Source organism: Lutibacter sp., from assembly GCF_016342705.1.
Classification (GTDB): domain Bacteria; phylum Bacteroidota; class Bacteroidia; order Flavobacteriales; family Flavobacteriaceae; genus Lutibacter.
Window position 1 is genome coordinate 33146 of record NZ_JAEINV010000012.1, and the last position, 24034, is coordinate 57179.

General features: G+C 30.1%; 21 protein-coding genes. 15 read left to right on the forward strand and 6 right to left on the reverse strand.

Annotation, left to right across the window (positions count from 1 at the left end; genetic code table 11):
- Nucleotides 1-5: 5 nt before the first annotated feature.
- Complete coding sequence (gene uxuA, locus JEY78_RS11725) at nucleotides 6-1169, reverse strand: mannonate dehydratase (protein WP_291851396.1); 1164 nt, start codon at nucleotides 1167-1169, stop codon at nucleotides 6-8.
- A gap of 19 nt (nucleotides 1170-1188) precedes the next feature.
- Complete coding sequence (locus JEY78_RS11730; RefSeq protein WP_291851399.1) at nucleotides 1189-2001, reverse strand: SDR family oxidoreductase; 813 nt, start codon at nucleotides 1999-2001, stop codon at nucleotides 1189-1191.
- Between the two features lie 145 nt (nucleotides 2002-2146).
- Here JEY78_RS11730 and JEY78_RS11735 point away from each other — a divergent pair, with 145 nt between their 5' ends.
- Nucleotides 2147-2797, forward strand: a complete 651-nt coding sequence (locus JEY78_RS11735) for a lysoplasmalogenase (protein WP_291851401.1) — start codon at nucleotides 2147-2149, stop codon at nucleotides 2795-2797.
- An 89-nt stretch (nucleotides 2798-2886) separates the two neighbouring features.
- Here the strand turns inward: JEY78_RS11735 and JEY78_RS11740 are convergent, their stop codons facing one another.
- From JEY78_RS11740 to JEY78_RS11750, 3 genes are read right to left on the reverse strand one after another with little or no spacing between them, the layout of a single operon-like run.
- On the reverse strand, nucleotides 2887-3927 hold the full coding sequence (locus tag JEY78_RS11740; protein WP_291851404.1) for a GMP reductase: 1041 nt from the start codon (nucleotides 3925-3927) through the stop codon (nucleotides 2887-2889).
- Nucleotides 3928-3942: 15 nt separating this feature from the next.
- On the reverse strand, nucleotides 3943-4857 hold the full coding sequence (locus tag JEY78_RS11745; RefSeq protein ID WP_291851406.1) for a bifunctional UDP-sugar hydrolase/5'-nucleotidase: 915 nt from the start codon (nucleotides 4855-4857) through the stop codon (nucleotides 3943-3945).
- 4 nt (nucleotides 4858-4861) lie between these two features.
- Entirely contained in the window at nucleotides 4862-5614 is a 753-nt protein-coding gene (locus JEY78_RS11750; protein WP_291851409.1) for a 5'-nucleotidase C-terminal domain-containing protein, read from the reverse strand.
- A gap of 52 nt (nucleotides 5615-5666) precedes the next feature.
- On the opposite strand from JEY78_RS11750, the gene JEY78_RS11755 reads away from it, so the two are divergent.
- The 13 genes from JEY78_RS11755 (at nucleotide 5667) to JEY78_RS11815 (ending at nucleotide 18615) form a co-directional block, all read left to right on the forward strand.
- A complete protein-coding gene (locus JEY78_RS11755) occupies nucleotides 5667-6191 on the forward strand; it encodes a hypothetical protein (RefSeq protein ID WP_291851412.1) in 525 nt (174 codons plus the stop codon).
- Entirely contained in the window at nucleotides 6188-7063 is an 876-nt protein-coding gene (dapA, locus tag JEY78_RS11760; RefSeq protein ID WP_291851415.1) for a 4-hydroxy-tetrahydrodipicolinate synthase, read from the forward strand. Before JEY78_RS11755 ends, dapA begins: the two co-directional genes overlap by 4 nt.
- A 41-nt stretch (nucleotides 7064-7104) precedes the next feature.
- The gene (locus JEY78_RS11765) at nucleotides 7105-7620 is read left to right on the forward strand and encodes a ferritin (RefSeq protein ID WP_291851418.1); all 516 of its coding nucleotides are present in this window, start codon (nucleotides 7105-7107) and stop codon (nucleotides 7618-7620) included.
- Between the two features lie 120 nt (nucleotides 7621-7740).
- On the forward strand, nucleotides 7741-8568 hold the full coding sequence (locus JEY78_RS11770) for an outer membrane protein assembly factor BamD (protein WP_291851421.1): 828 nt from the start codon (nucleotides 7741-7743) through the stop codon (nucleotides 8566-8568).
- Complete coding sequence (locus tag JEY78_RS11775) at nucleotides 8558-8884, forward strand: DNA-directed RNA polymerase subunit omega (protein WP_291851424.1); 327 nt, start codon at nucleotides 8558-8560, stop codon at nucleotides 8882-8884. The genes JEY78_RS11770 and JEY78_RS11775 overlap by 11 nt, the downstream gene beginning before the upstream one ends.
- Nucleotides 8885-10099 (forward strand): bifunctional phosphopantothenoylcysteine decarboxylase/phosphopantothenate--cysteine ligase CoaBC, encoded by a 1215-nt coding sequence (gene coaBC, locus JEY78_RS11780; RefSeq protein ID WP_291851427.1) that lies wholly within the window; start codon nucleotides 8885-8887, stop codon nucleotides 10097-10099.
- Nucleotides 10092-10979: a DUF4835 family protein gene (locus JEY78_RS11785; protein ID WP_291851430.1), complete on the forward strand. Its 888-nt coding sequence runs from the start codon at nucleotides 10092-10094 to the stop codon at nucleotides 10977-10979. The genes coaBC and JEY78_RS11785 overlap by 8 nt, the downstream gene beginning before the upstream one ends.
- 23 nt (nucleotides 10980-11002) lie before the next feature.
- Nucleotides 11003-12655 carry a DNA repair protein RecN gene (gene recN, locus JEY78_RS11790; protein ID WP_291851433.1) on the forward strand — a complete coding sequence of 551 codons (1653 nt, stop codon included), beginning with the start codon at nucleotides 11003-11005 and terminating at the stop codon, nucleotides 12653-12655.
- A 50-nt stretch (nucleotides 12656-12705) separates the two neighbouring features.
- Nucleotides 12706-13569: an SDR family oxidoreductase gene (locus JEY78_RS11795; RefSeq protein ID WP_291851555.1), complete on the forward strand. Its 864-nt coding sequence runs from the start codon at nucleotides 12706-12708 to the stop codon at nucleotides 13567-13569.
- A 168-nt stretch (nucleotides 13570-13737) separates the two neighbouring features.
- The gene (locus tag JEY78_RS11800) at nucleotides 13738-14613 is read left to right on the forward strand and encodes an electron transfer flavoprotein subunit beta/FixA family protein (RefSeq protein WP_291851436.1); all 876 of its coding nucleotides are present in this window, start codon (nucleotides 13738-13740) and stop codon (nucleotides 14611-14613) included.
- Nucleotides 14614-14639: 26 nt separating this feature from the next.
- Nucleotides 14640-15659 carry an electron transfer flavoprotein subunit alpha/FixB family protein gene (locus JEY78_RS11805; protein WP_291851439.1) on the forward strand — a complete coding sequence of 340 codons (1020 nt, stop codon included), beginning with the start codon at nucleotides 14640-14642 and terminating at the stop codon, nucleotides 15657-15659.
- Between the two features lie 155 nt (nucleotides 15660-15814).
- Nucleotides 15815-17560, forward strand: coding sequence for an acyl-CoA dehydrogenase family protein (locus tag JEY78_RS11810; RefSeq protein WP_291851444.1), 1746 nt, complete (start codon nucleotides 15815-15817; stop codon nucleotides 17558-17560).
- A 104-nt stretch (nucleotides 17561-17664) separates the two neighbouring features.
- On the forward strand, nucleotides 17665-18615 hold the full coding sequence (locus JEY78_RS11815) for a glycosyltransferase (protein ID WP_291851446.1): 951 nt from the start codon (nucleotides 17665-17667) through the stop codon (nucleotides 18613-18615).
- 64 nt (nucleotides 18616-18679) lie between these two features.
- Here the strand turns inward: JEY78_RS11815 and JEY78_RS11820 are convergent, their stop codons facing one another.
- Nucleotides 18680-21223 carry an ATP-dependent Clp protease ATP-binding subunit gene (locus JEY78_RS11820; RefSeq protein WP_291851558.1) on the reverse strand — a complete coding sequence of 848 codons (2544 nt, stop codon included), beginning with the start codon at nucleotides 21221-21223 and terminating at the stop codon, nucleotides 18680-18682.
- A gap of 257 nt (nucleotides 21224-21480) precedes the next feature.
- On the opposite strand from JEY78_RS11820, the gene gyrA reads away from it, so the two are divergent.
- Complete coding sequence (gene gyrA, locus JEY78_RS11825; protein ID WP_291851448.1) at nucleotides 21481-24003, forward strand: DNA gyrase subunit A; 2523 nt, start codon at nucleotides 21481-21483, stop codon at nucleotides 24001-24003.
- Nucleotides 24004-24034 lie beyond the last annotated feature (31 nt).

Below are 24034 nucleotides of genomic sequence, written 5' to 3' on the forward strand. Positions count from 1 at the left end.
GGTTATTAAAAAAGTGATTTTTTAATTCCTAACTCTAATCCTCTTAACTCAGCTAATCCTCTTAATCTTCCAATAGCTGTATAACCTGCATATGCTTTGTCATTTTCTAAATCATTAAGCATTTGATGTCCGTGATCTGGGCGCATCGGAATTTGTACACCGCGTTTATTTTCTAATGTAACCACAGCTTTTACTATTTCATACATATCAGAAGAGCCATCTAAATGGTTATCTTCGTAAAAACTTCCATCGGCTTCTCTTTTTACGTTTCTTAAGTGTAAAAAATGAATTTTATCACCAAATTTTTCAATCATTTTTGGGAGATTGTTTTCAGGATTTGCACCTAATGAACCAGTGCAGAATGTAATTCCATTTGAAGGACTATCAATAAAACCTACTAAATCATCTAAATCTTTTTCTGATTTTATGATTCTAGGTAATCCCATAATATCAAAAGGAGGATCATCTGGATGAATGGCCATTTTCACTCCATTTTCTTCTGCAACAGGAATTACTTCATTTAAAAAATAGGATAAATTTGCTTTTAATGTTTGGTGAGAAACGCCGTTATATTGCGCAATCATTTCTTTAAAAATAGGGATAGTTAAATCATCAACAGTACCTGGTAAGCCTTTTAAAATACTATCTTCTAAACGTTGTTTTTCTTCAGATGACATTTTAGAAAATCTAATTTTAGCTTTTTCAATAATATCAGAAGTATATGAATTTTCAATACCTTGTCTTTTCATTATAAAGCATTCAAAAACTGCCATTTCAACTTTATCAAAACGTAATGCAGTACTGCCATCATTTAATTTCCAATATAAATGAGTACGAGTCCAATCTAATACAGGCATAAAATTGTAGCAAATATTTTTAATACCGCATTCAGCTACGTTTTTTATACTTTGTTTGTAGTTTGCAATGCGCTGTAGATAATCTCCAGTTTGTAATTTTATATTTTCATGTATTGGAATACTTTCAATAAAAGACCAAGTTAATCCTGAAGATTCAATATTGTTTTTTACTTTCAAAATTTCTTCTTTTTCCCAAATTTCACCATTTTTAATGTGGTGTAAAGCAGTTACAACTCCAGTAGCTCCAGCTTGTTTTATGTCGGATAATTTTACAGTGTCAGTTTCTCCAAACCATCTAAATGTTTGTTCCATTTGTCTTTTATTTTAAAATTTATACACCGCTAAAAGCACTGAAACCACCATCAACGGGAATGACTGCACCAGTTATAAATTTTGAGGCATCACTGCATAAAAAATGAACCGCACCATTTAATTCTTCGGCTTTTCCAAAACGTTTCATTGGCGTATTATTTATAATGGTTTCGCCTCTTTTTGTATAAGTTCCATCTTCATTAGTAAGTAAACTTCTATTTTGGTTTCCAATAAAAAAACCTGGTGTAATAGCGTTTACTCTAATGCCATCACCAAATTTTGTAGCCAATTCTACGGCCAGCCATTTAGTGAAATTTTCCATTGCGGCTTTTGCTGCAGAATAACCTGCAACTCTTGTTATAATTCTATCGGCAGCAACCGAAGAATAATTTATAATTGAACCTTGTTTTTGTTTGGCCATTACTTCACCAAATACAATAGAAGGGATTACGGTACCATTTAAATTTAGTTCGGTAACTGTTTTAAAATCTTCAATATTAATATCAAAAATAGTTTGATCTTCAGCAATAGTTGCCCCAGGCATATTTCCACCAGCAACATTAATTAAAACATCAATTTTACCAAATTGTTTTAAAATAAGATCTCGTACATTTTCAACTGATTTTTTATCTAATATATTGGTTGAAAATCCTACTGCAAGCCCATTGTTTTTTGTAATTTCTAATGCTTTATTTTCAACTGTTTGTTGGTCTCTTCCTAAAATTATAATTTTTGCGCGAGAACCAGCTAAACTTTCTGCAACAGTCCCACCTAAAACACCAGTTCCACCAGTTATTACAATTACTTTATCTTTTATATTGAATTGATTCATTATGATTGAAATTTTAATGAGCTAACAAAATTAAGGATTAATTTATTTTTTTGATGATTATTTAAAGATTCGTTAAACATAAAATTAATAAAAATTTATTGGCTAGTTAAAATTTGTATATTTCACACTTTAAATAAAATTTTATATGAATAAAACTAAAATAGCCTTTTTGTTTTTTGTATTTGTATCATTACTAGATATTGTTGGGATTATTTTTAAAATACCAATACTTGTGTATGTTTTTAAGCCTTTAATTATATTTTCGTTAATTTTTTTATATGTATTTTCTTTGCCAAAAAGATTAAAATGGTATGTAATTGCATTGGAATTATCTTTTTTTGGAGATGTTTTATTATTATTTGAAGGGGAATTGTTTTTTATTTTTGGGCTTATTTCATTCTTATTTGCACACCTATTATTTATTAAAATTGTAATTGATAGAATAAAGAAAATTACTTTAAAATCGGTTTTAGTACCTTCAATTCCTTTTTTAGTAGTTTTTGGATTGTTGATTTTTACTTTAAAAGATTCTTTAAATGAATTACTAATTCCGGTTATAATTTATGGTTTAGTAATTTCAATATTTGGAACAGTTTCATTTCTAGATTTTTTAAAAACAAAATCAAAATTATCTTTACTAATGCTTATAGGGGCAGTTATTTTTATAATTTCAGATGCTACTTTAGCAATCAATAAATTTTATTCACCATCGCATTTCTTTGAAATTTTAGTGATGGCAACCTATGTATTAGCGCAATATTTTATATTTAGGTCTATGGTTTTAGTGAAAAAATAATTTTTTGAAGAAAAGGCATAATTTTTTTCATAAAAAAACTTTCTCATATAGACGAGAAAGTTTTTAATTATTACAGTTTTAAATTGAAGTTATTTTGAAAAAACTTCATTATGTTGTTCTTGAACTCTAATAAAAGTAGTTCTTTTGGTGAGTTCTTTTAACCTATTTGCACCAACATAAGTACAGGTCGATCGAAGTCCTCCTAAAATATCTTGTAAAGAATTTTCTACAGAACCTCTAAATGGAATTTCAACTGTTTTTCCTTCGGAAGCTCTATATTCGGCAACGCCACCAACGTGTTTGTTCATGGCTGTTTCTGAGCTCATTCCGTAAAATTGTTTAAATTTTTCGCCATTAATCTCAATAGTTTTTCCACCGCTTTCTGTATGTCCGGCTAACATTCCGCCTAGCATAACAAAATCGGCACCACCACCAAATGCTTTTGCAATATCACCAGGAACTTTGCAACCACCATCAGAAACTATTTGCCCACCTAATCCGTGAGCAGCATCTGCACATTCAATAATTGCTGAAAGTTGTGGATAACCAACACCGGTTTTAACACGTGTTGTACAAACGGAACCTGGCCCAATTCCTACTTTTATAATATCTGCACCCGCTAATAATAATTCTTCAACCATTTCTCCAGTCACCACATTTCCTGCTAAAATAACTTTATCTGGATATTGTTCTCTTGTTTGTTTTACAAAGTTTACAAAATGTTCAGAATAGCCATTTGCAACATCAATACAAATAAATTTTAATTGTGGGTTTTGGGTAAAAATTCCTGCTATTTTTTTAGAATCTGCAGCGCTAGTTCCTGTACTAACTGCAATATAATCTGAAATTTCTTTTGGGGCTGAAGCCATAAAAGTATTCCATTCTTTTAATGAATAATGTTTGTGAATAGCGGTAAATAATTTATGGTTTGCTAATGCTGTAGCCATTTCAAAAGTACCAACGGTATCCATATTTGCTGCCATAATTGGAACGCCTGTCCATTTATGATTGCTGTGTAAAAAAGTAAAAGTTCTATCTAATGATACTTGTGATCTTGAACTTAAAGTTGATCGTTTTGGACGAATCATTACATCTTTAAATCCTAATTTTAAATCGGTTTCTATGCGCATTCTTTCTGGTTATATTTATACAATTATACTTTTTCCTTTACTTTCTAAATTTTTGTCGGTATCAAAATAAAAATCGATTCTTCCTAAATTTAAGCCATAACAGCCAACTTGATTCACTAGTACATTTTCTCCTACAATATTTTTAGTCACTGTCGGTTTTGGTAAAAAAGTATGCGTATGTCCACCAATAATTAAATCAATATCTTTTGTTTTTGCTGCTAATTCTAAATCGCTAATTTTATTTTCTTCTTTTTTGTAATGATAGCCTAAATGCGATAAACAAATAACTAAATCACAGTTTTCTTCTTCATTTAAAATTCTACTCATTTCACGAGCAACTTCAACAGGATTGTTATAAATAGTTTCTTTATACATTCTTGGATCAACCAATCCTTCTAATTTTATTCCTAAACCAAAAACACCTATTTTAATTTCATTTTTTACAAATACTTTATAAGGTTTTACATGCGAGTCTAACACGGTATTTTTAAAATCGTAATTAGCAGATAAGAAATCGAATTTTGCATGTGGAAGTTGCGCATATAAGCCGTCAATTCCATTATCAAAATCGTGATTTCCTATGGTTGCCGCATCATATTTCAGCATACTCATTAGCTTAAATTCTAATTCGCCACCATAAAAGTTAAAAAAAGGTGTTCCTTGAAAAATATCTCCAGCATCTAATAATAATGTATGTGGATTTTCTTTCCTAATTCCATCAATTAACGTGGCTCTTCTGGCAACTCCTCCAAGGTTTGGATATTTATAATGTGAACTTTCAAAAGGTTCTATATGGCTATGCACATCGTTAGTATGTAAAATGGTAATGTGCTTTTTATCTGATGAAGCAAACGACTGTAATGGTAAACCACCTAAAGTTAATAGCGCCGTTGCAGTTGATGTTTTCTTAATAAAATTTCTTCTTTTCATAATGCTATTTTTCTTTCAAAAATCGGCCGTCTAATGCAACTTTAATAGTGTCGTTTTCTTTAAAATAATCTATAATAGTATTTCTAATTTTATAATCTAAATTATAACTGCTGATAGAATTTTTGAAAAAAATCATATTATCTCCACCTGTTTGTAAATAATCTGAAGTAAGTACAAAATAGGTTTTATTTTTATCTAACGGTTTGTTGTTGATTTTTAAATTGTAACCACTTTTTGTAATTACTAAATTAAATTGTTTAGATAGTGGGTGCGCTTTTTCTTCTGTAACCAAATAGTGTACTAATTCTTCAACTTTTTTTGGAGATAATTCAAGAACTACTAAACTGTTTTCAAAAGGCATTAAGTTAAATGCGTTTTGAGTTGTAATGTTTCCTTGTGTAATACCAGCTCTTATTCCACCATAGTTAAAAAGTGCAAAATCAATATTTTTTCCAGTTCTACTATTAAAAATGGGATTTCCTTTCTCATAACATAAATCAGCCATTAAATTTCCTAAAGAACTTTCCAATACACCATCAGTTCTAACCAAATTATGCGGTGTATAACTTAGTACTGTATTCATTTCCTTATCAACACTTTCTTTAAAAGGTTTAATAAAATTCTCAATTTCTACTTTAGGTTTAATTCCTTCAGTTATAGGAAGTTGTTTTCCTTCAATTTTAGTTAAAAATGGCGGGTCACTTTTACAACTTACAAGGAGTGAAATTATAAAAATGTGAATAATAAATTTTTTCATTGTTGAAATACTAATGATTTTAATTAATTTTGTCAATCAATCGTAAATATAAATGATTTTTACAGGATTTAAACGAAAAAGCAATCAAATTTTTTTTAATAAAAATTGGCAAGAACTTCTTGAAAAATCAAGTTTGGTTTCAAATGGAAATATTAAAAATGCATTAATAATTGTTAATAGCCAAATTGAAAAGGATGCGGTTGAAAATGTATTAGTTGAAATTTTAAAGCTATCAGTTGATAAAATTGATTGTATTATTTTTCAGCAAAAAATAAAAAAGGAACAGCGTAATTTAGCTATCATTACTCCAAAAGATTTTGGTTGGAATGGCAAAGTGCCTTCAGAAAAATTGAAAAATATTTTAACAAAAAACTACGATTTGTTAATAAATTATAGTAAAGTTGAAAATGTATATGTCAACCTATTAATTTTGCACTGCAAAGTGGCTTTTAGAGTTGGTTTTGGTCATTTAAATAAAAAACTATATGATTTTATTGTAAAATGTGATCCAACAGAAATAAGTTTATTTCATACAGAGTTAATCAAATATTTAAAGATTTTAAAAAAAATAGAATGAAGGAATTATTAGGAACTGGGGTAGCGTTGGTAACGCCATTTAATAAAGATAAATCAGTAGATTTTGAAGGATTAAAACGGTTGGTAAACTTTCAAATAGATAATGGCGTAAACTATTTAGTAGTTTTAGGCACAACTGGTGAACCTGCAACATTAACTGTTGAAGAAAAAGAGCAAGTTAAAAAAACAATTATTGAGACCAATAAAGGAAGATTGCCATTGGTAATTGGAATTGGAGGAAATAATACAATGAATGTAGTAAATGATATAAAATCCACAGATTTATCAGCTTTTTGTGCAATTTTATCTGTTTCTCCGTATTACAATAAGCCAAGTCAAGAAGGTATTTATCAGCATTTTAAAGCAATTTCAGAAGCTAGCCCACTACCAATAATAGTGTATAATGTTCCAGGAAGAACTGGCCGTAATTTTGAACCTAAAACAGTTTTAAGATTGGCAAACGATTTTAAAAATATAGTTGCCGTTAAAGAAGCAGCAGGAGATTTGGTTCAAGCAATGCGTATTTTACAGCATAAACCAACAAATTTTATGGTTATTTCTGGCGATGATATGATTGCCTTGCCAATGACATTAGCAGGTGGATCCGGTGTAATTTCGGTAATTGCACAAGGCTTACCTAAAGATTTTTCCGAAATGATTCAAGAAGGATTAAAAGGGAATGTTAAAAAAGCTAATGAGTTGCATTACAAAGTAATGGATAGTATTGATTATATTTTTGAAGAATGTAATCCTTCAGGAATAAAAGCGCTTTTAAATGCCATTAATATTTGTTCAACGGATGTTCGTTTACCTTTAGTTGAAGCATCTGAGGCTTCGCAACAAAAAATTAATAACTTTGTAGCAAATTATTAATTAATTTTACACGAAATTTAAATACTTAAAAATATAGAATTATGTTATCAGAAAGAATGCAAAAAGCCTTAAACGATCAAATTAGAATAGAAGCTGAATCTTCACAAATATATTTAGCAATGGCTTCTTGGTCTGAAGTGAAAGGATTAGAAGGAATTGCTCAATTTATGTATGGGCAATCAGATGAAGAGCGTATGCATATGTTAAAAATGTTTAAGTATGTAAACGAACGTGGCGGAAAAGCAGAAGTTTCTGAATTAAATAAACCGGCAGATCAATACGGGTCAATTAAAGAAATGTTTGAAACGTTATTTAAACACGAAGTTTTTGTTTCTCAAAGTATTAATGAGCTGGTTCATATTTCTTTAGAAGAGAAAGATTACGCTACACATAACTTTTTACAATGGTATGTTGCAGAACAAATTGAAGAAGAAGCTCAAGCTAGAACAATTTTAGATAAAATTAATTTAATTGGTGATGATAAAGGAGGTTTATATTTGTTTGACAATGATATTAAACAATTAACTGTTGTTAGTTCAGTAGCTCCAGGAGTTTAACAATTAACAAACAATTAAGATTGTTAACCCGTTTATATTGTAAAAGCGAGTTATTTTTGTGAATTATTGATGTAAAAAAAATCATTTTAATAATCCATATTAAATAACTAATTTTGCCAAATGCAAAAAAATAAAATTTTCATTTTCATTTTATTAGTCGCTATAGGTTTTTCATCTTGTAGTGAATATCAGAAAGTATTGAATAAAGGTACTGTAGAAGACCAATATAAAATGGCTACAGATTTGTATGAATCTCAAAAGTATAATAAAGCAATTCAATTATTTGAGAAAATTACACCTAGCTATAGAGGGAAACCTCAAATGGAACGTATACAATATATGGTTGCGCAAGCACATTATAATACCAAGCAATATAGCTTAGCAGCATATTATTTTGATAAGTTTGTGAAAAATTATCCAAAAAGTTCTAAATTAGAAGAAGCTGCATATTTATCTGCACATAGTTATTATTTAGCTTCTCCAGTATATAGTTTAGATCAAAAGGATACTCAAGAAGCTTTAAACGCTTTGCAAAATTTTATTTATAAGTTTCCAGAATCTGAACATACAGCTGATGCAAATAAAAATATTAAAGAGCTAACACATAAATTAGAAAAGAAATCTTTTGAAATTGCAAAGCAATATTATCATACAGAAGATTATATTTCAGCAATTGCGGCGTTTGATAATTTATTAGCAGATTATTTAGGAACTTCATATAAAGAAGAAGCTTTATATTTAAAATTTAAAGCCTCTTATGAATTAGCAATAAATAGCTATATTTTAAAGAAAGAATCTAGATTAAATGATGCTATTAAAGCACATGAAAAATTCAAAAGAAATTTTCCAGATTCTGAACGTTTAAAAGAAACTGAAAAATTAGTAATAAATATAAATGAAGAGTTAAGCTCTTTACCAGTTATTAAAACTCAAACTAATGGAATATAAAAACACAAAGGCACCAACTTCTACTATTACTTATGATAAAAATAAGATAGAAGCTCCAACAGATAATATTTATGAAGCTATTACAATTATAGCTAAAAGAGCAGATCAAATTAGCAGTGATTTAAAGAATGAACTAATTGAAAAATTAGAAGAGTTTGCCACATATACTGATAGTTTAGATGAGGTTTTTGAAAATAAAGAACAAATTGAAGTTTCAAAATATTATGAAAAATTACCAAAATCTACCGCAATTGCTGTGCAAGAATGGTTAGATGGTAAAATATATCACAGAAACCCAGAAGAAACTCAAAAATAGATGTCAGTTTTAAGCGGTAAAAATATACTATTAGGTGTTACAGCCGGTATTGCTGCTTATAAAACTGCCCATTTAGTTCGACTTTTTATAAAAGCAGGTGCAAACGTTAAAGTAGTTATGACACCTGCTTCTAAAGATTTTGTTACACCGTTAACATTAGCAACACTTTCCCAAAATCCAGTTTATTCAACTTTTTTTGAAAAAGGAGAAAATGAAACTGAAGAATGGAATAGTCATGTAGATTTAGGTTTGTGGGCAGATTTAATGGTTATAGCTCCAGCTACAGCAAATACATTGTCTAAAATGGCAAATGGTGTTTGTGACAATTTGTTATTAGCAACCTATTTATCGGCAAAAAGCACTGTTTATTTTGCTCCAGCAATGGATTTGGATATGTATAAACATCCAACAACAAAGCAAAGTATAGAAAAATTACAGAGCTTTGGAAATGTTTTTATTCCACCATCTACTGGCTTTTTAGCAAGTGGTTTAGAGGGTGAAGGTAGAATGGAAGAGCCAGAAAATATAGTTTCCTTTATAGTGAAAAATTGTATAAAAGGTTTGCCACTTTTTGGAAAGAAAGTATTAATTACTGCTGGTCCAACATACGAGGCTATTGATCCCGTTCGTTTTATAGGAAATCATTCATCAGGTAAAATGGGTTTTGAACTGGCAAAAACTGCGGCAAACTTAGGTGCAGAAGTTTATTTAATTACTGGGCCATCTAACGAGAAAGTTTCCAATAATTTAATTCATAGAATTAATATTGTGAGTGCAGAAGATATGTATAATGAAGTTTATAAATATTATGAAACTTCTAATATTACTATATGTTCAGCAGCGGTAGCAGATTATAAACCTTGTGTTGTAGCAGAAAATAAAATAAAAAAATCAACCGATACTATTTCAATAGAATTGGTGAAAACCCATGATATTTTATCATCATTAGGTAAAAATAAAAAACAGCAGATTTTAGTAGGTTTTGCATTGGAAACTGAAAATGAAATTGAAAATGCTAAAATTAAATTAACAAAAAAGAATTTAGATTTAATTGTTTTAAATTCGTTAAATGATAAAGGTGCTGGTTTTCAGAAAGAAACTAATAAAGTAACAATTATTGATAAATTCGAAAATATTTCGGAATTTAGTTTAAAATCTAAGGCTGAAGTTGCTAAAGATATTTTTAATGAAATTTTAAAAAACAAGTATGTTTAAAGTTTTTAAAATTATTCTTATTTTTTTTTCGGTAATACAATTAAGTGCGCAAGAATTAAATTGTACAATAACTGTTAATGCTGACAAAATTCCAGGTTCTAATAAACAAATATTTAAAACCTTAGAAAATTCTTTAAATGAATTTGTAAATCAAAAGCGCTGGACAAAATTTAGTTATAAGCTTCAAGAAAGAATAAATTGTAATTTAACACTCACTATTCTAGAACAAACTGGAAGTGAATTTAGAGGCCATATCCAAATTCAATCATCAAGACCCGTTTATAATACTTCATATCTTACGCCAGTTTTTAATTTTAAAGATGATAATTTTTCTTTTCAATATACAGAGTTTGAACCCTTGCAGTTTAATCAAAATTCATTTGAATCAAATTTAGTATCTATAGTTACGTTTTATTCATATATCATGTTAGGAATGGATGCAGATACTTTTATGTTAAACGGAGGGGCAACTTATTTTACAATGGCACAAAATGTACTTGTTCAGGCTCAACAAAGTGGTTATGCAGGCTGGAATCAGAATGATGGATCTAAAACAAGATTTACGTTAATTGATAATATAATTTCTCCTACATATAGCATGTTTAAATCTGTTATGTATCAATATCATAGAAATGGTTTGGATATTTTGAGTACTGAAACCAAAAATTCAAAAGAGAATATTGGAGAAACAATTTCAATGTTAAAATCTATTTATGACTCAAGACCAAATGCCTTTTTGTTAAGAATCTTTATGGATTCTAAATCTGATGAAATTGTAAATATTTTTTCTGAAGGCCCAAAATATGATACGTATAAATTAAAAGAAAACCTCATGAAAATTTCGCCTATAAATGCTGCGAAGTGGAGTGAAATTAAGTAAATTGCTTAAAATTTTAAATACAAGTGCTTTCAAATCTTTCTATAAAAAATTACGCCTTAATTGAAAATCTTTCAGTTAATTTTAAAGATAATTTATCAATTATAACTGGTGAAACGGGCGCTGGTAAATCTATTTTGTTAGGTGCATTAAGCTTGGTTTTAGGGAAAAGAGCCGATTCCACAACACTTAAAGATACAACTATCAAATGTGTCATTGAAGCCCAATTTTCAATAGGAAATTATAAGTTAGAACCTTTTTTTAAAGAAAATGATATTGATTTTGAAAAGGAAACCATTATTCGAAGAGAAATTTTACCAAATGGTAAATCCAGAGCTTTTATAAATGATACACCTACAACCTTACAACTCTTACTAGCTTTAAGTGAATTGCTTATTGATGTGCATTCTCAACATCAAACATTAGAATTGGCAGATGTAAATTTTCAATTTCATATTATTGATGCTTTAGCAAATAATTCCGCAAAAATTGAATCGTATAAAAGAGGTTTAATTTTATTTAATAAATTGAATAAAGAATTAAATAAAATTAAAAAAGATCAAGAAGTAGCAAAAGAGCAATACGAATATAATTTACACCTTTATAAAGAACTAAATTTAGCAAAGTTTATTGTGGATGAACAAGAAGAAATTGAACAATCTTTAGACAAATTAAATAATATTGAAGAAATTAAATTAAATCTTTCTGAAGCACAAGCAATTGCATCAAATGAAGAGGTTGGAGTGCAAGCTTTATTGGTTGCTTTTACGCAGAATTTAAATAGAATAGCTAATTATTCATCTGAGTATAAAGAATTGTACGATCGGATGTTGGCTGTAAAAATAGAATTTGAAGATGTTGCCTCAGAAATAGAAAATTTAAATGAAAATGTAGATTTTGATGCTTCTGAATTAGAAAAATTAAATGATAGATTGCAACTTATTTACAATCTTCAGAAAAAGCACAGCGTTAAGTCAATTTCTGAACTATTAGATATTGAAGAGGAACTTTCTGTAAAAGTGGACGCTGTAGAAAATTCATCTGCAGCAATAAAAGCAAAAGAGAAAGAAGTAAAAGAAGTAGCTGAAAAAATTGATATTTTAGCAAAAACAATATTTTTAGAACGACAAAAAGCAATTCCAGTTTTAATTAAAAAATTAGAGACGGCTTTAGCTAATTTGGGAATGGAAAACACCCGTTTCTCCATAAAAATTAATCACAGTAAACATTACTATCAAAATGGGAAAGATGAATTACAACTATTAATTTCGGCTAATAAGGGTGCTAATTTTGGAGAATTAAAAAAAGTAGCTTCAGGAGGAGAAATGTCTAGAATTATGTTAATTGTAAAATCTATTTTATCGGAATACTTAAAGTTACCAACTATTATTTTTGATGAAATTGATACGGGAGTATCTGGGGATGTTTCACAAAAAATGGCGGAAATAATGCAGCAAATGAGCAACAATATGCAGGTAATTACAATAACACATTTACCTCAAATTGCAGCTAAAGGAAAGCAACACTATAAAGTTTACAAAGAAGATATTAATAATAATATAGTTACTCAATTAAAAGAGTTATCTAAAAACGAGCGAGTTGATGAGATTGCCGAAATGTTAGGAGGTAAAAACATTACTTCAACGGCTATTGAACATGCAAAACAACTTTTAAATTAAGAAATTAGTATATTTGCAGACTAAATTAAAAATAAATCAAAACAAATACAATTATGTATAATTTACTGAAAGGAAAAAAAGGGATTATTTTTGGAGCATTAGATTCAAAATCAATTGCCTGGAAAGTTGCTGAAAGAGCGCATGAAGAAGGGGCGAAATTTGTTTTAACAAATGCACCAGTTGCAATGAGACTTGGTACAATAACTGAATTAGCTGAAAAAACTGGTTCAGAAATAATTCCAGCAGATGCAACTTCAATTATGGATTTGGAAGATTTGGTGGATGGAGCAATGAAAATTTTAGGCGGAAAAATTGATTTTGTATTACATTCAATTGGAATGTCTGTAAATGTTCGTAGAGGAAATCATTATACATTACAAGATTATAATTTCACCAAAACTGGGTTTGATGTTTCTGCATTATCTTTTCACAGAGTTATGAGTGTTTTATACAAAAAAGATGCTATGAATGAGTGGGGAAGTATTGTTGCTTTATCTTATATGGCAGCCCAAAGAGTATTTCCAGATTATAATGATATGGCAGACAATAAAGCATATTTAGAATCTGTTGCTCGTAGTTTTGGATATTTCTTCGGTCGTGATAAAAAAGTAAGAGTAAATACAATTTCTCAATCGCCAACACCAACTACAGCAGGAAGTGGAGTAAAAGGTTTTGATGGATTTATTGCTTATGCAGAAAAAATGTCACCACTCGGAAATGCAACAGCTTTAGAATGTGCAGATTATACTATTAGTTTATTCTCAGATTTAACTAAAAAAGTAACACTTCAAAACTTATTTCATGATGGTGGATTCTCTAATATGGGGGTAAGTACTGCAATTATGGAAGATTTTATGAAAGATTACAAACCAGAAGAAGTAGTTGAAGATCCAAAAAAGATAGCTAAAAAATAGTAGTTAATACTTTAAATATTTTAAAAAAGCGAAGATTATATAATCTTCGCTTTTTTTTTATGTGTTTTTTTTACTTCTAATTTTAGAAGTATGAGTATTATCATGGTTTGCGTGAATAAATTCCTATAAATTTATATGCTTAATACTAAAACAACCAAATATTTAAATATGAGACCACTTAAAATTGTAGTTCTCGCCAAGCAAGTTCCAGACACGAGAAATGTAGGTCCGGATGCTATGAAGCCTGACGGAACTGTTAATAGAGGTAAGCTTTCAACGGTTTTTAATCCAGATGATTTACACGCCTTAGAGCTTGCTTTAGATATAAAAGATAGAATTCCAGGAACGGAAATTACCATTTTAACAATGGGTCCGCCAAAAGCAGCTGATATTATTAGAGAAGGTTATTATAGAGGCGTAGATTTTGGTGTTATGATTTCCGATAGAAGATTTGGAGGAGCAGATACCTTAGCAACAAGTTACACCTTGGCTAAAGGAATTGAAAAATTAGCTCCTTTCGATTTAATTGTTGGAGGTAGACAAGCAATTGATGGTGATACAGCACAAGTTGGTCCACAATGTGCTGATAAATTAAATCTTCCACAAGTTACATATGTTGAAGAAATTTTAGAAATTAAAGAAAATGAAATTATAGCCAGAAGAAGATTAGAAAAAGGGATTGAAGTTGTTTCAGCACCTTTTCCTTGTTTAATGACGGTTCACGGATCTTCACCTGCTTGTAGATCTAGACATGCAAAAAGGGTCATGAAATATAAATACGCAAGATCTGCTACAGAATTAAGATCTGCGGATGAATTTATGATTGATTTACACACTAAAAGACCACATTTAACTATTCCAGAATGGAATGTTGAAGATATAAATGCCGATGTTGAAAAAATTGGACTTTCAGGTTCTCCAACAAAAGTAAAAAGTGTAGAAAATATTGTTTTAACAGCAAATGAAGCAAAATTACTAAGTGATTCTGATGCTGATATTGAAATGATGATAAAAGAATTAATTGAACATCATACCATTGGGTAATTTGTATAAATTTTAAAATATAAAGTATGAAAAGTGTAATGGTATATTGCGAAGTTGAAAATCAAAAAGTCGCAGATATAAGTCAAGAATTATTATCAGCTGGGAAACGTTTAGCTCAAAAATTGGGCTGCCCGCTAGAAGCAATGATTTTTGGATCAAGTTTAAATGGCATTGAAAATCAAATAGCTCCTTTTGGTGTAGATAGATTATTTGTTGGAAATAGTATGAGGTTAGAACCTTATAGAACACTTCCTCACGCAGCATTGGCTTCAAAAATATTGAAAGAAGAGGATCCTCAAATAGTATTGTTTGGAGCAACTTCGGTTGGTAGAGATTTAGCACCAAGATTGGCTTCAGTATTAAATTGCGGTTTAACTGCAGATTGTACAATTTTAGATATTGGTGATCATTTTGTTAAAAAAGAGAAAAAAGAATATAAAGATTTATTGTATGCCATTCGTCCAGCTTTTGGTGGAAGTATTATGGCAAATATTATAAATTGGGATATGCATCCGCAAATGGCAACAGTGCGCGAAGGTGTTATGAAAAAAGAAATTTTTGATGAACATTATGCCACAGAAATTGTTGAGGTTGATGTAAATGCCGTATTAAAAGAAGAAGATTTTGTTGTAAAAATAATTGACCGACAAATAAAAGAATCTGGTGTAAATTTAAAAGATGCACCAATTATTGTTGCTGGTGGTTATGGTGTGGGCTCAAGAGAAAACTTTGATTTGTTGGTAGAGCTTGCGCAATTATTAGGCGGAGAAGTTGGAGGCTCTAGAGCAGCTGTTGATGCAGGTTTTATTGAACATAATCGTCAAATTGGTCAAACGGGTACAACTGTTCGTCCAAAATTATACATTGCTGCGGGTATTTCAGGCGCAATTCAACATACAGCCGGAATGCAAGATGCTTCTATGATTATTTCAATAAATAATGATCCCGAAGCACCAATAAATAAAATAGCAGATTATGTAATTAACGGAGATATAGGAGTTGTTGTTCCTAAAATGATCAAATATTACAAGCAAAACGCAAAATAAAATAATAACAAAAGTTAAGGAAAAATTTAAGGAACGTCATTCTGAAATTGTTTCAGAATCTTATAATTACTTTACCAATTTTATAGAGAACTTAAATTAAATTTGGGTTGACGAGATTTTTTAGATAATTTTTTAGAATATAAAATATATAGAAAATGGATAATTTTTTTAATGATACACCTGATTTTAAATTTCATTTAGATCATCCAATAGTAAAAAAAATTGTGAAATTAAAAGAGCGCAATTTTGAAGAATCTGAAATTTATGATTACGCACCTTTAAATCACGAAGATGCAATTGATACGTATGAAAAAATACTAGAAATTGTTGGTGAAATTTGTGCAGATACTATTTCAGTGAATGCCGAAGGGGTAGATATTGAAGGACCTCATATTGAAAATAATGAAGTTATTTATGCTAAAGGAACTACTGCAGATTATAAAGCATTATACGATGCAGGCTTAATAGGAATGTCGTTGCCCAGAAAATATGGTGGACTAAATTTTCCGTTATTGCCATATGTAATGGCGGCTGAAATGGTAGCAAGAGCAGATGCTGGTTTTGCTAATATTTGGGGATTACAGGATTGCGCCGAAACCATTTATGAATTTGGTAGTGATGAACAACGAGAAAAGTATTTGCCTCGTTTTAATAGAGATGGTGCCACAGCTGCAATGGTTTTAACAGAGCCAGATGCAGGATCGGATTTGCAATCGGTGAAATTAAAAGCAACTTTTGATAAAGAAAAAAATACTTGGATTTTAAACGGAGTGAAGCGTTTTATTACCAATGGTGATGCTGATATTTCATTAGTTTTAGCGCGTTCAGAAGAAAATACAACCGATGCTCGTGGATTATCTATGTTTATTTATGATAGAAATGACCACGCAGTTGAAGTACGTCATTTAGAGAAAAAATTAGGAATTAAAGGTTCTCCAACATGTGAGTTGGTATTTAAAAATGCGCCTGCTGAATTAGTTGGAAAAGAGCGTTTTGGACTGATAAAATACGTAATGGCTTTAATGAATTCTGCTCGTTTGGGAGTAGGAGCTCAGTCTGTAGGAATTGCGGATGCAGCGTATAGAGAAGCTTTAAAATATGCAGAAGAAAGAGCCCAGTTTGGAAAGTTCATTGTAAAATTTCCTGCGGTTTATGAAATGCTTACTAATATGAAAGTGAAATTAGATGCGCTTCGTTCTTTATTATATGAAACTACGAGATTTGTAGATGTTTTTAAAGTATATGAAGATGTTTCAACATCTAGAAGTTTGGAAAGTGAAGAGCGCGCTGAAATGAAAGGATATTCAAAATTAGCCAATGTTTTTACGCCACTTATAAAATTAATTGCGAGTGAGGCATGTAATAGAATGGCATATGATTCTTTGCAAATACACGGAGGAACTGGTTTTATGAAAGATTTCCCTATTGAACGTATTTATAGAGATGCCAGAATTACTTCAATTTATGAAGGAACAACACAGTTACAAGCAGTTGCAGCTATAAAAGGTGTAACAACGGAAGTCTTTTTAGACCAAATTAAACAATATGATAGTGAAGTTTTAGAAAAAACTCCAACGAGAGAAAAACTTCAAAAAATGACTGTTAAGTTTGAAACTGTAAGTAAAAAGGTAATTGAAACCAATAATACTGAATATTTAGATTTTCATGCAAGACGTTTGGTAGAAATGGCTGGAAATATTATTATGGGATATTTACTGGTTTTAAATAGTCAGCGTGATGAGAAGTTTGGTAAATCTGCAAAACTTTATGTGAATTTAGTGAGTTCTGAAAATAATGAAAAGTTTGATTATATAGATAATTTTGAAATTGAAAATTTAGAATTATATAAATTAACACAAGTTGAAATTTTAAAAGCTGCAGAAGAATTAGAGGAAGCATAGTAATATTAGTCTACAAGTTAAAAAAACTGTTTGAAATTTACTTTTTAAACAGTTTTTTTGTTTCATATAAAATAAAGTAAATTTGAATTCTTAAAAAAATAGTTGTGGAACTACATTTTTCAATCATCATTCCCGTTTATAATCGTCCTCAAGAAATTGATGAACTATTACAAAGTTTAACCAAACAAACGTATTCAAAAAAGTTTGAAGTTGTAGTGGTTGAAGATGGTTCAGAAAATATTTCAAAAGAAATTGTTGAAAAATATTCCAGTGAATTGAATATTCAATATTTTTTAAAAAACAATACGGGTGCTGGAGCAAGTAGAAATTATGGAATGCAGCTTGCAACAGGAAATTACTTTATAATTTTTGATTCAGATTGTATTATTCCGTCTCGTTATTTGGATGCAATTGAAAATGCGTTAACTAAAAAATATACAGATGCTTACGGTGGTGCAGATGCTGCTCACGAATCTTTTACCAATATTCAAAAAGCTATAAATTATAGTATGACTTCCCTTTTTACAACCGGAGGAATTAGAGGAAGTAAAAAGTCAGTTGATAAATTTCAACCTCGCAGTTTTAATTTAGGGATTTCCAAAAAAGCTTTTGGAGAAACTAAAGGTTTTAGCAAAATGAAAATAGGAGAGGATATTGATTTAACTTTTAGACTTTGGGAACATAACTTTGAAACACAGTTTATTGAGGAAGCATTTGTTTATCATAAGAGAAGAAGTACTTTTCGGCAGTTTTTTAAACAAACATTTGCTTTTGGAAACGGACGACCTTTTTTAAATAAAAAATATCCTGAAACGGCAAAAATAACTTATTGGTTTCCTTCTGTTTTTATTGTTGGATTTTTATTGTCTATAGTATTCTCAATTGTTGGAATACATTTTTTTATAGGATTTTACACAGCATATTTTGTGATTATTTTTGTAGACGCCTTAATTAAAAACAAAAGTTTTAAAGTTGCTTTTTTAAGTATTGTAACAACACTTATTCAGTTTAGTGGTTATGGTTTTGGGTTTTTAAAGGGGATACTAGTTAAATAATTTCAAAAAAAAACTGACTAAAATTTTTAATTTCAATCAGCTTTTTAAATTGTTTTAAGATTTTTTATTCAACCTTTTTTTTACCTTTTCCCTTACTAATTTTAATAGTAAGTTCATTTTTTTCTGTATCTAAATCCATATTTATGGAATCTCCTTCTTTTAGTGAAGAGTTTACAATTTCTTCAGCTAAGGCATCTTCAATATATTTTTGAATAGCACGTTTTAAAGGTCTTGCCCCATATTGTTTATCAAAGCCTTTGTCTGCAATATAATCTTTAGCCTCTTTAGAAAGATTTAATTTATAGCCTAGCCCTTCAATACGAGTTACTAATTTTTCCAACTCAATGTCAATAATGGCATGAATATCTTCACGTTCTAAGGCGTTGAAAACAATTACATCATCAATTCTATTTAAAAACTCTGGAGCAAAAGATTTCTTAAGTGCGTTTTCAATAACGCTTTTTGCATTTGCATCAGCTTGAGCAGTTTTTGAAGCGGTTCCAAAACCAACACCTGCACCAAAATCTTTTAATTGACGAGAACCAATATTGGAAGTCATAATAATGATGGTATTTCTAAAATCAATGCGTCTTCCTAAACTGTCAGTAATATGTCCATCGTCTAAAATTTGAAGTAGCATATTAAAAACATCTGGATGTGCCTTTTCAATTTCATCTAATAATACAACAGCATAAGGTTTACGTCTAATTTTTTCTGTTAATTGACCACCTTCTTCATAACCAACATATCCTGGAGGTGCTCCAATTAAGCGAGAAATGGCAAATTTCTCCATATACTCACTCATATCAATTCTAACAAGCGCTTCTTCAGAATCGAATAATTCACGAGCTAAAACTTTGGCTAATTGGGTTTTTCCAACACCAGTTTGACCTAAAAATATAAATGAACCAATTGGTTTATTAGGATCTTTTAAACCAACTCTATTTCGTTGAATTGCTTTTACAACTTTAGAAACAGCTTCATCTTGTCCAATAACTTTTCCTTTAATTAAAATTGGAAGTTCATTTAAACGTTTAGTTTCTGCTTCAGCAACTCTATTTACAGGAATTCCAGTCATCATTGAAACTACCTCAGCAACATTATCTTCTGTTACAATTTCACGATTTAATTTAGAAGCTTCTTCCCATTTTATTTGTTCTGTTTGAAGTAATCCTTCAACACGTTTTTCATCGTCACGTAAACGTGCAGCTTCTTCATATTTTTGACCATTAACAGCGGCAGTTTTATCTTCTTTTATTTTTTCTAATTGTGCTTCAAGATTTAAAACTTCTTTTGGAACAATAATATTTGTAATATGAATTCTAGATCCACTTTCATCTAAAGCATCAATAGCTTTGTCTGGTAAAAAACGATCGGTCATATATCTGCTTGTTAATTTTACACAAGCTTCAATAGCCTCGTCAGTATACGTTACATTATGGTGATCTTCGTATTTATCTTTAATATTATTTAAAATTTGTATGGTTTCTTCAATATTTGTTGGTTCTACCAATACTTTTTGAAATCTTCTTTCTAAGGCTCCGTCTTTTTCAATATTAGTTCTAAATTCATCTAAAGTTGTAGCACCAATACATTGAATTTCGCCTCTAGCTAAAGCTGGTTTTAACATATTTGAAGCATCTAAAGATCCTGTAGCTCCACCAGCACCAACAATGGTATGAATTTCATCAATAAATAAAATAATATCATCATTTTTTTCAAGTTCATTCATGAGCGCTTTCATACGCTCTTCAAACTGTCCACGGTATTTTGTGCCAGCAACTAAACTTGCTAAATCTAACGATACAATTCGCTTGTTAAAAAGAATTCTGGAAACTTTACGTTGAATAATACGCAATGCCAATCCTTCAGCAATGGCAGATTTACCAACACCAGGTTCTCCAATTAGCATTGGGTTGTTCTTTTTTCGTCTACTTAAAATTTGAGAAACGCGCTCTATTTCTTTTTTTCTTCCAACAACAGGGTCTAACTTCCCTTCTTCCGCTAAACGTGTTAAATCGCGTCCAAAATTATCTAAAACAGGTGTTTTAGACTTCTTTAAGGGAGCTTTTTCTCCAGGTTTAGATTGCTCAAAGGGATTTGACTTTGGTGAATCAAAATCATCATCAGAAGAATTTTCTGCTTTAGGCAAATTAATTTCTTCATCTAAAAACAGTTGTTTAAATACGTTTTTTACATCTTCGTATGATGCATCAAAATTATGCATAAGCTTTGTTGTTGGGTCGTTTTCATTACGCAAAATACAAAGTAATAAATGAGCTGTATTAACAGCTTCACTTTGATATAGTTTAGCTTCTAAAAACGTAGTTTTTAAGGCCTTTTCTGCTTGTCTAGTTAAATGTAAATTCTTTTTTTCATTTGAAAATACATTTGTGGGGTTTGTAGGACTTAAGCCTTCAATTTTTTTTCTTAAATGATCTAAATTTATTTCTAAATAATTTAATATTTCAATTGCTTTTCCTTCCCCTTTTCTTAAAATACCTAACATAAGATGTTCAGTGCCTATAAAATCATGTCCTAAACGTAAGGCTTCTTCTTTGCTGTAAGCAATCACATCTTTAACTTTTGGTGAAAAATTATCGTCCATTTCTTTAAGTTTATATGGTAAAATTAACTGATTTTTTTCTTTTTTATGCACAAAAACAAGTCCACTTTTTATAAATTTAAATATTTAACATTTTTTTAGGTGTAAAAAAGCGAGTTAATTAACTGTTTTCGTGTGTTTTACAGATGTGTTTTGTTGTTGATAAATATTAAAAAAACATCAAGATATTTGCCTTGTAAAAAAGTGAAAAATTGTATATTGCTTTGTTAAATTTAGACACTAAAATAAATTAAAAATATATGGCAGACGGAGAAAAACTGATACCAATAAATATAGAAGATGAGATGAAATCTGCGTACATTGATTACTCAATGTCCGTAATTGTTTCAAGAGCTTTACCTGATGTGAGAGATGGTTTAAAACCAGTTCATAGAAGGGTGCTATATGGTATGCATGAATTAGGAATTAAAGCAACAGGATCTTATAAAAAATCAGCTAGAGTTGTTGGGGAAGTTTTAGGTAAATATCACCCACATGGAGATACTTCTGTTTATGATTCAATGGTTCGTATGGCGCAAAATTGGAGTGTGCGTTATATGATGGTAGATGGGCAAGGTAACTTTGGGTCTGTTGATGGAGATAGTCCAGCAGCAATGCGTTATACAGAGGTTCGTATGCAAAAAATATCAGAAGATATGTTATCTGATATTGAAAAAGACACTGTAGACCATAAATTAAATTTTGATGATACTTTAAACGAACCTACGGTTTTGCCAACTCGTATACCAAATTTATTGGTAAATGGAGCTTCGGGAATTGCTGTTGGTATGGCTACAAATATGGCGCCACACAACTTAACAGAAGTTATTAATGGTACCTTAGCTTATATTGATAACAGAGAAATTGAAATCTCTGAATTAATGCAGCATATTAAAGCCCCAGATTTTCCTACTGGAGGAATTATTTATGGATACGAAGGCGTAAAAGAAGCTTTTGAAACAGGTAGAGGTAGAATTGTAATGCGTGCAAAAGCAACAATTGAAGAAGTTCAAGGGCGTGAATGTATTATTGTTACAGAAATACCGTACCAAGTTAATAAAGCAGAGATGATTAAAAAAACTGCTGATTTAGTTAATGAGAAAAAATTAGAAGGTATTGCCAATATTCGTGATGAATCGGATAGAAATGGAATGCGCGTTGTGTATATTTTAAAGCGCGATGCAATCCCTAATATTGTACTTAATAAATTATTTAAATATACGGCTTTACAAACATCTTTTAGTGTTAATAATATTGCATTAGTAAAAGGTCGTCCACAACAATTAAACTTAAAGCAATTAATTCATTATTTTGTTGAACACAGACATGAAGTAGTTGTTAGAAGAACAGAATTTGAACTTAAAAAAGCAGAAGCAAGAGCGCATATTTTAGAAGGTTTAATTATTGCCAGTGATAATATTGACGAAGTAATTAAAATAATTAGAGCATCTTCTAATGCTGATGAAGCAAGAGAAAGCTTAATGGAGCGTTTTGAATTAACAGAAATTCAAGCAAGAGCTATTGTTGAAATGCGTTTGCGTCAACTTACTGGTTTAGAGCAAGATAAATTGCGCGCTGAGTATGATGATATCATGAAATTAATTATAGATTTAAAAGATATTTTAGCAAACGAATCAAGACGTTACGAAATTATTAAAGAAGAATTAGTTGCTGTTAGAGATAAATACGGTGATGATCGTAGATCTGTAATTGAATATGCTGGTGGAGATTTATCTATTGAAGATATGATTCCAAATTCTAACGTAGTAGTTACAATTTCTCATGCAGGATATGTAAAACGTACTAATTTAGATGAGTATAAAGTTCAAAATAGAGGAGGAAGAGGTCAAAAAGGCGTAGCTACTAGAAATGAAGACTTCTTAGAGCATTTATTTGTTGGAACCAACCATCAATATATGTTATTTTTCACTCAAAAAGGAAAAGTATTTTGGATGCGTGTTTATGAAATTCCAGAAGGAGGTAAAAACTCTAAAGGACGAGCAATTCAAAACTTAATAAATATTGAGCAAGATGATAAAGTAAAAGCTTTCCTTGTTACCGAAGATTTAAAAGATGAAGCATATGTAAATAGCCATTATATTATTATGGCTACTAAAGAAGGACAAGTTAAAAAGACTTCATTAGAACAATATTCTCGTCCAAGAACAAATGGAATAAATGCAATAACAATTAAAGAAGGAGATGAATTGTTAGAAGCAAAATTAACCAATGGAAACAGTCAAATTATGTTAGCTGTTAAATCTGGAAAAGCAATTAGATTTGAAGAAGAGAAAACACGACCAATGGGAAGAAATGCTTCAGGTGTTAGAGGTATTAGATTGGCCAATAAAAAAGATGAAGTTATAGGAATGATTGCTGTAGATGAAATTGGTAGTAATATTCTTGTAGTATCTGAAAATGGTTATGGTAAGCAATCTAGTATAGAAGATTATAGAATAACAAACCGTGGAGGTAAAGGAGTAAAAACAATTAGTGTTACTGAGAAAACAGGAAATTTAGTAGCTATTAAAAATGTAACAGATGAAGATGATTTAATGATTATTAATAAATCAGGAATCACAATTCGTTTAGCAGTAACAGATTTAAGAGTTATGGGTCGTGCTACTCAAGGTGTTAAACTCATAAATATTAAAGATTCCGACTCAATTGCAGCGGTAGCCAAAGTGCCACATGAAGATGATGAAGATATTGAAAATATAGACGGAATAGAAAATGGCACGGAAATTGAAAACAATAATAACGAGAGTACAAATAATGAATAAATAAGAATAAATTAAGAATAAAATGAAAAAT

Excerpts from the sequence above, each read along its gene's own strand:
- uxuA (WP_291851396.1), bottom strand. The coding sequence starts at position 1,169 with ATGGAACAAACATTTAGATGGTTTGGAGAAACTGACACTGTAAAATTA.
- JEY78_RS11730 (WP_291851399.1), bottom strand. The coding sequence starts at position 2,001 with ATGAATCAATTCAATATAAAAGATAAAGTAATTGTAATAACTGGTGGA.
- JEY78_RS11735 (WP_291851401.1), top strand. The coding sequence starts at position 2,147 with ATGAATAAAACTAAAATAGCCTTTTTGTTTTTTGTATTTGTATCATTA.
- JEY78_RS11740 (WP_291851404.1), bottom strand. The coding sequence starts at position 3,927 with ATGCGCATAGAAACCGATTTAAAATTAGGATTTAAAGATGTAATGATT.
- JEY78_RS11745 (WP_291851406.1), bottom strand. The coding sequence starts at position 4,857 with ATGAAAAGAAGAAATTTTATTAAGAAAACATCAACTGCAACGGCGCTA.
- JEY78_RS11750 (WP_291851409.1), bottom strand. The coding sequence starts at position 5,614 with ATGAAAAAATTTATTATTCACATTTTTATAATTTCACTCCTTGTAAGT.
- JEY78_RS11755 (WP_291851412.1), top strand. The coding sequence starts at position 5,667 with ATGATTTTTACAGGATTTAAACGAAAAAGCAATCAAATTTTTTTTAAT.
- dapA (WP_291851415.1), top strand. The coding sequence starts at position 6,188 with ATGAAGGAATTATTAGGAACTGGGGTAGCGTTGGTAACGCCATTTAAT.
- JEY78_RS11765 (WP_291851418.1), top strand. The coding sequence starts at position 7,105 with ATGTTATCAGAAAGAATGCAAAAAGCCTTAAACGATCAAATTAGAATA.
- JEY78_RS11770 (WP_291851421.1), top strand. The coding sequence starts at position 7,741 with ATGCAAAAAAATAAAATTTTCATTTTCATTTTATTAGTCGCTATAGGT.
- JEY78_RS11775 (WP_291851424.1), top strand. The coding sequence starts at position 8,558 with ATGGAATATAAAAACACAAAGGCACCAACTTCTACTATTACTTATGAT.
- coaBC (WP_291851427.1), top strand. The coding sequence starts at position 8,885 with ATGTCAGTTTTAAGCGGTAAAAATATACTATTAGGTGTTACAGCCGGT.
- JEY78_RS11785 (WP_291851430.1), top strand. The coding sequence starts at position 10,092 with ATGTTTAAAGTTTTTAAAATTATTCTTATTTTTTTTTCGGTAATACAA.
- JEY78_RS11800 (WP_291851436.1), top strand. The coding sequence starts at position 13,738 with ATGAGACCACTTAAAATTGTAGTTCTCGCCAAGCAAGTTCCAGACACG.
- JEY78_RS11805 (WP_291851439.1), top strand. The coding sequence starts at position 14,640 with ATGAAAAGTGTAATGGTATATTGCGAAGTTGAAAATCAAAAAGTCGCA.
- JEY78_RS11810 (WP_291851444.1), top strand. The coding sequence starts at position 15,815 with ATGGATAATTTTTTTAATGATACACCTGATTTTAAATTTCATTTAGAT.
- JEY78_RS11820 (WP_291851558.1), bottom strand. The coding sequence starts at position 21,223 with ATGGACGATAATTTTTCACCAAAAGTTAAAGATGTGATTGCTTACAGC.
- gyrA (WP_291851448.1), top strand. The coding sequence starts at position 21,481 with ATGGCAGACGGAGAAAAACTGATACCAATAAATATAGAAGATGAGATG.